Annotated in this window: 9 protein-coding genes and 1 pseudogene; 4 read left to right on the top strand and 6 right to left on the bottom strand. The window is 58.0% G+C overall.

Going from position 1 to position 11,173, the window contains the following annotated elements:
* Positions 1–39: 39 nt before the first annotated feature.
* From ABLV30_RS27930 to uxuA, 4 genes are all read right to left on the bottom strand, one after another.
* The gene (locus ABLV30_RS27930) at positions 40–1,032 is read right to left on the bottom strand and encodes an AraC family transcriptional regulator (protein WP_014228052.1); all 993 of its coding nucleotides are present in this window, start codon (positions 1,030–1,032) and stop codon (positions 40–42) included.
* Positions 1,033–1,184: 152 nt separating this feature from the next.
* On the bottom strand, positions 1,185–1,961 hold the full coding sequence (uxuR, locus tag ABLV30_RS27925) for a Uxu operon transcriptional regulator (protein ID WP_004847986.1): 777 nt from the start codon (positions 1,959–1,961) through the stop codon (positions 1,185–1,187).
* 138 nt (positions 1,962–2,099) lie between these two features.
* A complete protein-coding gene (locus ABLV30_RS27920; protein ID WP_128696736.1) occupies positions 2,100–3,575 on the bottom strand; it encodes a fructuronate reductase in 1,476 nt (491 codons plus the stop codon).
* 73 nt (positions 3,576–3,648) lie between these two features.
* The gene (gene uxuA, locus ABLV30_RS27915; RefSeq protein WP_014228054.1) at positions 3,649–4,833 is read right to left on the bottom strand and encodes a mannonate dehydratase; all 1,185 of its coding nucleotides are present in this window, start codon (positions 4,831–4,833) and stop codon (positions 3,649–3,651) included.
* Positions 4,834–5,508: 675 nt separating this feature from the next.
* Between uxuA and ABLV30_RS27910 the strand changes: the two genes are divergently transcribed.
* The 4 genes and pseudogenes from ABLV30_RS27910 to ABLV30_RS27895 all read left to right on the top strand — a co-directional run bounded on the left by ABLV30_RS27910 (position 5,509) and on the right by ABLV30_RS27895 (position 7,974).
* Complete coding sequence (locus tag ABLV30_RS27910; protein WP_004110819.1) at positions 5,509–5,766, top strand: YjhX family toxin; 258 nt, start codon at positions 5,509–5,511, stop codon at positions 5,764–5,766.
* 10 nt (positions 5,767–5,776) lie between these two features.
* A complete protein-coding gene (locus ABLV30_RS27905) occupies positions 5,777–6,328 on the top strand; it encodes an N-acetyltransferase (protein WP_064378312.1) in 552 nt (183 codons plus the stop codon).
* An 11-nt stretch (positions 6,329–6,339) separates the two neighbouring features.
* Positions 6,340–6,876, top strand: a pseudogene (locus tag ABLV30_RS27900) (class I SAM-dependent methyltransferase); the annotation flags it as partial.
* Between the two features lie 351 nt (positions 6,877–7,227).
* Positions 7,228–7,974: a class I SAM-dependent methyltransferase gene (locus ABLV30_RS27895; RefSeq protein ID WP_224322392.1), complete on the top strand. Its 747-nt coding sequence runs from the start codon at positions 7,228–7,230 to the stop codon at positions 7,972–7,974.
* Positions 7,975–8,098: 124 nt separating this feature from the next.
* Here ABLV30_RS27895 and ABLV30_RS27890 read toward each other — a convergent pair whose 3' ends face one another.
* The gene (locus ABLV30_RS27890; protein ID WP_163586119.1) at positions 8,099–9,439 is read right to left on the bottom strand and encodes a carbohydrate porin; all 1,341 of its coding nucleotides are present in this window, start codon (positions 9,437–9,439) and stop codon (positions 8,099–8,101) included.
* A 121-nt stretch (positions 9,440–9,560) separates the two neighbouring features.
* Positions 9,561–10,958 (bottom strand): MFS transporter, encoded by a 1,398-nt coding sequence (locus ABLV30_RS27885; protein WP_014228060.1) that lies wholly within the window; start codon positions 10,956–10,958, stop codon positions 9,561–9,563.
* Between the last annotated feature and the right edge of the window lie 215 nt (positions 10,959–11,173).

Genomic DNA, 11,173 nt, shown 5'->3' with positions numbered 1-11,173 from the left:
AAGCCGCTGACTATTTTTCGCAAAAAGGGGAAAAATGGATTAGCCCGGCTTTTGCACATCGCAGGGCGAGATGCCGTAGCGCCGACGAAAAGCGGTAGAGAAGTTGGTGGCGTGCTGGTAGCCCGACATCCAGGCCGCCTGCTGCACGCTATAGCCCTCCAGCAGATAGCTTCTTGCCCGCGCCAGCCGGCAATCGCGCAGGTAGTCAAAAACCGAACAGCCGTAGGCCTGGCGAAACTTACTGCGCAAGCTGCTGGAGCTCATCGCCGCCCGCTGGGCCAGCTCATTGAGGGTATAGTCGTTTTCCGGCGCCTGCTCCAGCAGGCGGCGAACTCTCTCCAGCCGCTGCTGTTCGCCGCCCGCCGGGGCGACGTGCTTCGCGCTTTCATCCTGACAGACGCTCAGCCCATGGCCGAACAGCTGCAGGATAAGCCCTTCCAGCATCAGCTGTCGGGACACGCGACTCAGCGCGCTCTGCTGCGCGTACTGCAGTCCGCTCAGCAGAAAACCCGGTATCTGCCAGATAAGCGTTGGCGTCTGGCACCTTTCCCACTCGCGCATCAATGAATCGAGCAGGCCATCGCGCCAGGTGCCGTCCGGGTAGAGTCCGAGGGAGAGCGTACGGAGCCGGCTGTCGGCATCGTGGCGGGCGCGCATGGCCTGATGTTCGCTAAGGCGCGAGGTGAAGGCCATCCCGGAACGCACCAGGTGCTGCTCCCCGTTGAGGGTCAGCGCGACGCAGCCTTCCAGCACCACCAGCATATAGAGCGGGCTACTGTGGCGGGAGGTGGTCTCATAAGGCTGCAATACGTGAACATCAGAATGGGTGACGCACATGCCGCAGGGCAGGGTCATCTCTTCCACTTCTCCCCGCAGCACCGGGCTGGCGTGCGGAGGCTCCGGCTTTTGCAGCAGTTGCGGGAAGCGGTAGTCGATACCGTATCGTTCACCAAACGCCATAAACTCGCTGACGGAGAAGGTTTTCCTCAGCGCCTGGCGGGCGGGTTCGTTCTGCGTAGTTGTCTTGTTCATGCGGTTTTCGGCACCGGAGAGGGCGTCATCGGATGACGTCACCTTATCACTGCGCGGTCAGGGCGACAATAAAGATGAGAATCATTATCAACTTTTGCGCTGCGGCACAGAAGGCGCGCGGACGGCCGCTATCCGTGCGCCAGCGGCAGGGATCAGGCGTCAGCGTTGTCCAGCGGCCAGGAGTCGAACAGGTAGCCGTCGAAGTAGATATCATCGACGTTGGAGAACTCCAGCAGGCGGCGTTTGACGTTTTCCAGATGCTGCCACATGGCAAGCTTGGCCGCCCGGGCGTCTTTTTTGATTAAGGCGGCGAGGATCCGTTTGTGATCCACCAGCCACTCCTGGCGGTAGTGGGTATCGCCGAGATGGCGGTGCAGCTGGATCCACATGGGGTTATTTTCCCGCCACTGCCATGACTGCCTGAACAGCTCGACCAGCATACTGTTGTGGGTCGCTTCGGCAATGGCCAGATGAAACTGCATATCGCCGCTTTCGGAGCCGCCCGGCGCGCTGCTGGCCAGCTCGCGCTCTTCCAGCTGCAAAGCCTGGCGCATTTTGATGATATCTTCCCGGGTTGCCTGCAGGGCGGCAAATTCGGCGATATTGCTCTCCAGCAGCTGGCGGGCCTGCAGCAGTTCAAACGGACCGGCATCATTGCAATGATTGATGTCCGCGCTCTCCGCCGCGCCTTCTCCGACGGCGTTATCGAGCACGTAGATCCCGGCGCCGCGGCGCACTTCGACCAGCCCTTTAATCTCCAGCATGATCAGCGCCTCGCGGACCACGGTGCGGGTCACGTCCAGCATCTCGGCGATTTCACGTTCCGGCGGTAAGCGATCGCCGGGGTTATAGGGCGTCTGGACGATCAGATTGCGGATCAACGCGCCGACTTCCTGATAGGGTCTGTGCTGAGAAGTTTGTGATTTCATGATGTTATGTTGTGAGATGCGATAGCCCGGTGGCTGACTATAGCATCTGGCCAGGGGGTTGGCACCTCCCCGTGCGCGGAGAGTGGGAAAACGGGTCAACCACATTGGTGTGCAGTTGACCCATGGCAGGACAGAGCGTTACAGGCCGCCGCCGAGCGCCGCAACGCACTCGCGGGCGCCGCGTTCGCACAGCGCGTGGTAAGCCTGCGTCACCGCCGCAATAAAATCGCTATTGTCCGGCAGATCGTGGGCAAAAATTCCGCTTAACGCCAGCAGCGCGGCGACGCGTTCTGCACCCTGAAAACGCTGGTTGATCTGTTGGATCTCCGCCAGCAGCGGGTCGACAACATCAATAGGCTGCCCCCGCTCGTCGATGCCCTGGGTATAGCGCATCCAGCCCGCCACGCCGAGCGCCAGATGGCGCCAGCTGCTGCCGTTTTGCAGATGCAGACGGATGGGATCCAGCAGGCGCTGCGGCAGCTTCTGGCTACCGTCCATGGCGATCTGCCAGGTACGATGGCGCAGCGACGGGTTGCTGAAACGGGCAATCAGCAGCGTGGCGTAGGCCTGGAGATCGGTGCCTTCCGGCATGGAGAGCGTCGGCGCCTGCTCCTGCATCATCAGGGCGAAAGCCGCTTCACGATAGGCCGGGTTGGTCATGGTATCGGCGATGGTTTCATAGCCGCCGAGATAGCCAAGATACGCCAGGAAGGAGTGGCTGCCGTTGAGCATCCGCAGCTTCATCATTTCAAACGGCACGACGTCTTCAACAAACTGCGCGCCGACTTTATCCCACGCCGGGCGGCCGCTGACGAAGCTATCTTCAATCACCCACTGGCGGAACGGTTCGCAGGCGATGGCGCACGGATCGTAGACCCCAAGCTGGTCGGCAATCTCCTGCAGCGTTTCCGGCGTCGCCGCGGGTACGATGCGGTCAACCATGGTACACGGGAAGGTGGCATGGGCTTCAATCCACGCCGCCAGCAGCGGGTCGCGCGCCCGGGCCAGGCCAAGCACCGCCACTTTCGCCACGTGGCCATTCTCGCGGACGTTATCGCAGGACATCACCGTAAAGGCCTCAAGACCCTGCTCACGGCGCAGGCGCAGCGCTTCGACGATATAGCCTATGGCGGATTTCGGCGTCGTCGGGTTGGCGAGGTCGTGTTGAATCAGCGGGTTGTTGAGATCGAGCTGGCCGCTGGCCGCATCGGTGCAGTAGCCTTTTTCAGTGACCGTCAGGGAGACGATTGCCGTGTGCGGACGCGTCATGGCGCGCAGAATGCCGTCACAGCCGTCGATTTCCGGATGCAGCGCCTCTTTCATCGAACCGATAATTTTCAGCGCGGTGCTGTCAGCGCCTTTTTCCGCCACCGTGTAGAGCAGCTGCTGATTTTTCAGCTGTTCAATCAGAACGCGATCGTTGCCCGGCATCAGGTTGACTTCGCAGATGCCCCAGTCGCTGTCGCTGGTTTCCAGCAGATGATGGGTATAAAGCGCCTGATGCGCGCGGTGAAATGCGCCGCAGCCCAGGTGAACGATGCGGGATTCCAGGCGAGAACGATCCCACGCGGGGCGCGTCACCGGCAGGTTGCTGTCGGCAATGGTTGCAGTCATAGCAAACTCCAGAGTGGGCCGCAAAAGGCGGCCGAAGAGGTAAAGGCGGGACGTCGGCCCCGCCAGTCAGGAATTAGCGGCTAAAAAAAGCGCGCTGAATCGCCAGCTCGACGCCGCGAACTTCAGCCAGCCCTTTCAGGCGACCAATCGCGGAATAGCCGGGGTTGGTTTTCTTTTTCAGATCGTCGAGCATCTGGTGGCCGTGGTCAGGACGCATAGGGATAAGATCCTCTTTGCCTTCCGCTTTACGGCGGTGCTCTTCTTCAACAATCGCTTTCACCACTTCGTACATGTCCACGTCGCCGTGCAGGTGAGCGGCTTCGTGGAACGTTTTCGGGTTCTCTTCGCGCAGCGTAGAGCGCAGATGGGTGAAGTAAATGCGCGGGCCGAACTGCTTAATCATATCCACCAGATCGTTGTCGGCGCGGACCCCGTAGGAGCCGGTGCACATGGTAAAGCCGTTAGCCATGCTGTTCACCGTGTCGACCATCCACTGCATATCTTCAATGGTCGAGACGATGCGCGGCAGGCCGAGAATCGGGCGCGGCGGATCGTCCGGGTGTACCGCCATACGTACGCCAACCTCTTCGGCGACGGGGATAATCGCTTTCAGGAAGACGGCGAAATTCTCGCGCAGCGCGGCTTTATCAATATCTTTATAGGTGGCAAGGTGCTGGCGGAACTGGTCGAGGGTATATCCCTCTTCCGCGCCCGGCAGACCGGCGATAATGTTGCGGGTCAGGCGCGCTTTATCTTCATCGCTCATGGCGGCGAAACGCTGATTCGCCTGAGCGACCTCTTCGGCGGTGTAGTCCGCTTCCGCGCCCGGACGCTTGAGGATATGCAGTTCAAAGGCGGCGAATTCAATTTGATCGAAACGCAGGGCTTTGGAGCCATCCGGCAGGACGTATTCCAGGTCGGTACGGGTCCAGTCAAGGACCGGCATAAAGTTGTAGCACACGGTACGGATGCCGCACTGGGCCAGATTGCGCAGGCTCTGCTGGTAGTTAGCGATCCACTTCGCGTAGTTGCCGGTATGGGTTTTGATCTCTTCGTGAATCGGTACGCTTTCGACCACCGACCATACCAGCCCGGCGGCTTCCACGATGGCTTTACGCTTGAGGATTTCGTCAACCGTCCACACTTCACCGTTCGGGATATGGTGCAGGGCGGTAACCACTCCGGTTGCGCCCGCCTGACGGACGTCAGCTAAAGTGACCGGATCGTTAGGGCCATACCAGCGCCATGTCTGTTCCATGCTTAACCTCTTTCACGTTATTGACCTGCTTCAGGCCGCTGCTTTGATGGTAGCGTCGGTTCCGGTCAACCATCGTAACGGAGGGGAAACCAGACGATATGGCGTATAAATTCCTCCAATTGGTCGAACATGTCAACCATGAATGGCAAATTGGTAAACCAAAGTGTGACGGAGATGCGTGAAGGGGAGGGAACGTTAAACAGGGCGGCATTGTTAAACCGCCACGGGGCGCGGGCTGATTCTGCTGGCGTTAGTGTTAAGCATTTTTCATGTACTTCAAGAGATTACTCAGAACCGGGGAAGTGGAATTCTTCATGGGCATAGGGTCAGTGCGCGGCGGGTAGCGTCGTGTTGCGAAATGGTTAACCAATGTACCAAACCTATCGACCAGAAGAACGGAGGCGGTCATTGATGCCGGCCGGAGCGCGTACGGACTCGCAGCAGATCACACTTTTTGATTATTACGATTTCCATATAAAAACTACGTGTTATCATTCCGCTGGTAAATACCTTTTCAACTCTCACCGAGGCTTTGATGCTGGAGAATGTCATCATCAGATAATCAGCTTCCCGACCTTTTCAGGCCGGACTGGTTATCGCTGCGCTTAAACCTTACGCGAACACCTGCGGGTGTTGGCTCGTTTTTACGCATGATGATTAACAGGTTTCTTCAGTATGAATCTATCCCGTCAGGAACAACGTACCTTACACGTTCTCGCTAAAGGTGGCCGGATCGCGCACATCCGCGATGCATCAGGCCGCGTCACCTCTGTTGAATGCTACAGCCGCGAAGGGCTCCTGCTCAGCGACTGCACGCTCGCCGTTTTCAAAAAACTCAAAACCAAAAAGCTGATTAAGTCCGTCAACGGACAGCCCTACCGCATCAATACCACCGGGCTGAATAACGTCCGCGCACAGCTGGACAATCGCTAAGGAGCCTCTGATGACAAACCACAGCTTCACTTTTCATGTCGCCTCTGAAGGCGATACCGATGACATTCTCGACGTCGAAACCCGGGCTTTCGGCTACAGCAAAGAGGCCAGGCTGGTGGCCGATTTGCTTAACGATGAGAGCGCCTGCCCGACGCTATCGCTGCTGGCCAGGCATAACGGAGAGGCGGTTGGGCATATTTTATTCACCCGGGCGACGTTCAAAGGGGAGCCGGACTCGCCGATGATGCACATCCTTGCTCCCCTGGCGGTGGTGCCGGAATACCAGGGCGTAGGCGTTGGCGGAGAGCTTATCCGGCACGGCATTGAGCAGTTGAAAGCAATGGGAAGCCAGACGGTATTTGTTCTGGGCCACGCCGCTTACTACCCCAGGCACGGGTTTGAGCCATGCGCGGGAGATAAAGGCTATCCGGCGCCTTATCCGATTCCCGCGGCGCATAAAGCCTGCTGGATGCTGCAGCCGATTTCGTCTCAGCCGCTGGGGCGAGCGGGCCAGATACAGTGCGCCCGGGCGTTAATGAAACCCGAGCACTGGCGCGAGTAATCAATAAGGAGATGATGATGACTATTGGCACGATTATTACAGGTTCCAGGCATATCGCGTTGTCATCCCGGGAGCGCAAAATCCCCTGGGATGAACCGGCTTTTAGCCAGCGTATGCTGGAGAACCATCTGTCGCAGGAGCACGACTGGGCCAGCCGCAGGCGGGCGGTTATCGAACAACAGGTCGCGTGGATTGCCGGACAGCTACCCGCCGGCGCGCGCATTCTGGACCTCGGCTGCGGGCCGGGCTTTTACACCCGCCTGCTGGCGGAGCGCGGCTTTTACTGTACGGGCGTGGATTTTTCGCCGGCGTCGATCGCCTGGGCCCGGCAGCAGGCGCAGGCGGCCGGGCTGGATATTACCTATCACCAGCAGGACGTTCGCGAGTACGCGCCGGAAACCCAGTTTGATTTCATTATGATGACCTTCGGTGAACTGAACGTGTTCAGCGCGGCTGAGGCCCGCTCGCTGGTTCATCGCTGCGCGCAGTGGCTGGTTCCGTGGGGAAAGCTGCTCATCGAGGTTCATACCTATGCAGAGGTTAAACGTCAGGGAATGGCCGATCCCGGCTGGCAGCGCTGTCCGCAGGGGCTGTTTCTTGATGTTCCGCACCTGCTGCTGACGGAGCACGCCTGGGATCCGGCGGCGCAAACCAGCTCCACGCGGTTTATGGCGATTGAAGAGAGCGGCAAGGTGACGCGCTTCGGCAGCCGGATGACCGCCTGGCATGATGATGCTTATCTCGACCTGCTGCGCACGGCGGGTTTGACCACCATTACTCGCCCGGATGAGGCGGAATGGCCGGTCAGCGAAACCTTTACCGGCAAGCTGTACGCGCTGCTGGCCGAAAAAAACGTTCCCGATTCTCTTTCCGCAAAACCCATAAAAGGAATTCAACCATTGGATATTCCACGTATTTTCACCATTAGTGAAAGCGCTCACCGCATCCATAACCCGTTTACGCCGGAAAAATACGCCGCCCTTGGCCGCGCGCTGCGAATGAAGGCCGGAACCCGGATACTCGATCTTGGCAGCGGGTCGGGGGAGATGCTCTGTACCTGGGCGCGCGATCGCGGCATTCGCGGCATCGGCGTCGACATGAGCGCGCTGTTCAGCGAGCAGGCTAAGCTGCGGGCAGAAGAGCTCGGCGTTGCCGACCGCGTGACGTTTATTCACCAGGACGCCGCCGGTTATGTGGCCGAGGAAAAATGCGACATCGCCGCCTGCGTGGGCGCGACCTGGATCGCCGGCGGCGTCGCCGGGACTATCGAGCTGCTGAGCAAAAGCCTCAAGCCCGGCGGTATGCTGCTGATCGGCGAACCGTACTGGCGCCAGGTACCGGCAACGGAAGAGATAGCACAGGCCTGTGGCGCCTCTTCGCTCGCCGACTTTCTGACGCTTGCCGATCTGGTCTCCTCTTACGATGCGCTTGGCTATGACCTCGTCGAAATGGTGCTGGCGGACCAGGAAGGTTGGGACCGCTACGAAGCGGCGAAATGGCTCACCATGCGACGTTGGTTGGAGGAAAACCCCGATGATGAGTTTGTGCCAGAAGTCCGGGCGGAGCTGACGATGGCGCCAAAACGCCATACGACTTATACGCGCGAATACTTTGGCTGGGGCGTGTTTGCGTTAATCAAACGGTAGTTGAAATACCCGGCATAGCAGGAAGGCTATGCCGGGATCAGGGGGGTTCAGAACCGCAGGAAAGGGCGCCCATGGGTAATGATCACACGCACTGGGTCAGGCCTGACGGCGGCAGCCCGTTTTATCAGAATTTGACGGTCACCTGATTGCCGAGCACCCAGGCGTTTTTAATCTCTTCGCTTCCTCCCGGATGAACGAGCAGCTGCAGGTTAGGGCGCACGGTCAGCCATGGCGTCGCGCGAAAGCTATAATGCAGCTCTGCGGCATACTCGGCTCTGCGAACCGGAACATACAGAGGGTTATCATAATCATCGATCCCCCGCATCTGGTTCAGGAGCTGCGCCCGACGGGCGACTCTGTCGTTGGCGTGCATTTTACTGACGCCGAAGCTGATAAAGTCCTGCGGACGGCTGGCGAAAGGGCCTTGATAAATGGCGCCGGCCTGAATCTGATAGTCCATTGTCGCCGTATCTTTATCATTCATTGCCAGATGCCCGAAAAGGCTAAGGCCACGCTGGCGCTGGCTGCTCGAGTAGGTCAGCTGCTGGACGACATAGAGATAACCTCCGTAGCGGCCGTCGTGTCGCCGGGCGGCCTGGTGCGTGAGCACATAGGGATCGCCATTGTCATCATCCAGCACATCATTGGCGTCCGCCGTGTTATACCATCCCCCGAGTTTCCAGATGCCGGGGAGTTTTGCCGCGCCGAGAGTAGGTCGATATCCCAGTTCAAAAAGGTACATGTACCCCAGATGCCCGGTACCATCCAGCTGGAAGCTTCCGTGGCGGGTGGCGTAGGCAGGATTGTACTGAAACGCGCCGGCCTGGACGTAAAGCGCCGGGGCAGGGCTGTATTTAATACGGCCGCCCCACTGGCCTATGGGGGTGTTATACCAGACGCCGCTGCCGTGGCCGGCTAAAGAGCCGCACAGCGACAGGTTTTGAAAAAAGCAGCCGTTGTTATCAAAATCCTCTCCCGGCGGCATCAGGCCCACCTTGAGATCCAGCTTCTTATCCCACCCGGTTTTTTTGAACCAAAACTGCGTCGCGTGCCATGTTTGCCCCCGACCGTAGTTGCTCTGAACACCGGAGCCTATTACCGGCGCGCGCGGATCCTGAAGGCGATCCTGAGTCAGATCTCGCCCGTTACGATTATTCACCGACGCTTTAAATTCACCGTCGTGAATACCTAAAATCTTTTCCAGATCCATATTTACGCCGAGAATATACTGGTCGCTGTAGCGCAGGGTTTTATCGCGATCGTAACCGCCGGAGATATTCGTGGCCGTCATTGCGCTATATTCCAGCGTAAAATCATAACCATGACGGCGCAGATCCGTACGCACGCCTCCCCATTCTCCGGTCATGTTTTTTGCGGTGGGAGAAAAAAGCGTCTCGCTGGCCAGCGTCTGTAAAGGGTGTAGTAAAGCCAGCAGCATCGTGCCGCTGTGGATGAGTTTGTTCATGTTTTTACCGCCTGTTAATGATCCAGGTCTATGAATAATTCCCGGTCAGGCGCAGCTGAATCAGCCGACTGCGCCGACCTCCCGTCAGAGGTGGCTCCGCGCTTCCTGGAGCCACAGCCGTCTATGGCGACAGCTCTTCTAACGATTTTCCTTTGGTTTCAATGGCAAAAAGCCAGGTAATTAAGCCACCAATCAGCGCAATGACCGCGAAAGTGATAAACACAAAGCGGATCCCGAAGCCGCTGACGATAAAACCGACCATCAGTGGGCCGATTGATGACCCCGCCCGGAGCCATGCGCTGGAATACGCGGTGCCGATAGCGCGCAGTCGGGTGGGGTAAAGCTCTGCCGCGTACAGATAAAGCGAGAAAGCGATGGTCTGCAGAATGGCGTAGGTCAGGCTGCCCAGAATCAGAATTTCAACGGCGGATTTCGCGCCCAGAACGGAGAGCGTAATCAGCGGAACGATGGCCAGTAAAAAGGCCCATGTGTACCAGCGTTTGCGCCCGACGCGGTCGATCATCAAGGCGCAGATCACCGAAGCCACGACGCCGCAGGAAGAGGTGATCCAGCCGTAGGCCAGACTGGTATCGAGGGAGAGGTTAAACCAGGTTTTGTAGAGGGTTGGAAACCAGGTGATCATTCCGTTGTTGACGCTATAAACCGTCAGCCACAGTCCCCAGAGCATAAAGGTGCGGGATTTATAGATACCGCCAAAGAGGGCTTTAACCCCTTCCGGAGCCGCTTTTTGCACCGCGGGGGCTTTTATTTCCGGTTCGGGCAACGTCATCCCGCGCCTGATGACCTCTGATTCCAGCGTCGATACGATGCTGTCCGCTTCCTTCAGCCTCCCTTTTGCTGTCAACCAGCGCGGTGATTCCGGCATCAGCCAGCGCAGGGGAACGGTCAGCGCGGAGGGGACTAAGCCAATTAAAAACATGACCTTCCAGCCATAGATGGGCACCAGAAAATACCCCACCAATCCGGCAAACATCATGCCGATAGGGAAAATCACTTCATACAACAAAAAGAAACGCCCGCGCTTTTTGGCACCGACAAATTCATTGATATAGGCGCTGGCAACGGGGACTTCCGCACCGATACCCACCCCCTGTAAAAAGCGAATAACAAGAATTGACCAGCCGTTCCAGGCAAAAAGGCAGGCCGCATCCATGAGTACGAACATGATGATGGTGATACGCAATACGCCGATACGGCCTATTTTTTCCGCCAGCGAGCCGAAAAACAGGGCGCCGCACAGCTGGCCCACGTAGCTGGCCGCAATAATAAGACCGACAAACGTCGGCGTGAGACCCCACTCCTGGGTAAGCTGGGGGAGCGCAAATGCGATTGCAATAATGGTATAGGCATCGAAAAACGTCGATAAGCCGACGATAACGCGGATCGCTTTCAGCCGTCGGGTGATGGGGAGGCGTTCCAGCCTTGCCAGCAGCGCGTCTGGCGTGGACGCCGTTCCGCTGGCAACGGCGTAATCTGAAGCAATGGCCTGAGTTGACATAGTATTACCCTGTTAAACGTTGTCTGGGGCATACACGTAAGGTTCTGAATAACCACAGGGCAACGAACCCTTATTCATCGACGTGCTGCATATAATGCTGTCCTGATGTGTTTATGATAACGTTACTGCAATCGATTTCACTTGCAGCTAATCCTTTGCTGGATTCGCCGCTAAGTCAATTACGCCTGTTGTATAAATGTCGAGCAGTTCACAAT

The organism is Klebsiella sp. CN_Kp113 (assembly GCF_040064585.1).
Classification (GTDB): Bacteria; Pseudomonadota; Gammaproteobacteria; order Enterobacterales; family Enterobacteriaceae; genus Klebsiella; species Klebsiella michiganensis.
The sequence above is the reverse complement of the archived record's forward strand: the minus strand, read 5'-3'. Positions and strand labels throughout refer to the sequence as shown.

Bases quoted from the DNA above. Each gene is read 5' to 3' on its own strand.
- uxuA (WP_014228054.1), bottom strand. From the start codon at position 4,833: ATGGAACAGACATGGCGCTGGTATGGCCCTAACGATCCGGTCACTTTA.
- ABLV30_RS27930 (WP_014228052.1), bottom strand. From the start codon at position 1,032: ATGAACAAGACAACTACGCAGAACGAACCCGCCCGCCAGGCGCTGAGG.
- ABLV30_RS27910 (WP_004110819.1), top strand. From the start codon at position 5,509: ATGAATCTATCCCGTCAGGAACAACGTACCTTACACGTTCTCGCTAAA.
- ABLV30_RS27905 (WP_064378312.1), top strand. From the start codon at position 5,777: ATGACAAACCACAGCTTCACTTTTCATGTCGCCTCTGAAGGCGATACC.
- ABLV30_RS27885 (WP_014228060.1), bottom strand. From the start codon at position 10,958: ATGTCAACTCAGGCCATTGCTTCAGATTACGCCGTTGCCAGCGGAACG.
- uxuR (WP_004847986.1), bottom strand. From the start codon at position 1,961: ATGAAATCACAAACTTCTCAGCACAGACCCTATCAGGAAGTCGGCGCG.
- ABLV30_RS27890 (WP_163586119.1), bottom strand. From the start codon at position 9,439: ATGAACAAACTCATCCACAGCGGCACGATGCTGCTGGCTTTACTACAC.
- ABLV30_RS27920 (WP_128696736.1), bottom strand. From the start codon at position 3,575: ATGACTGCAACCATTGCCGACAGCAACCTGCCGGTGACGCGCCCCGCG.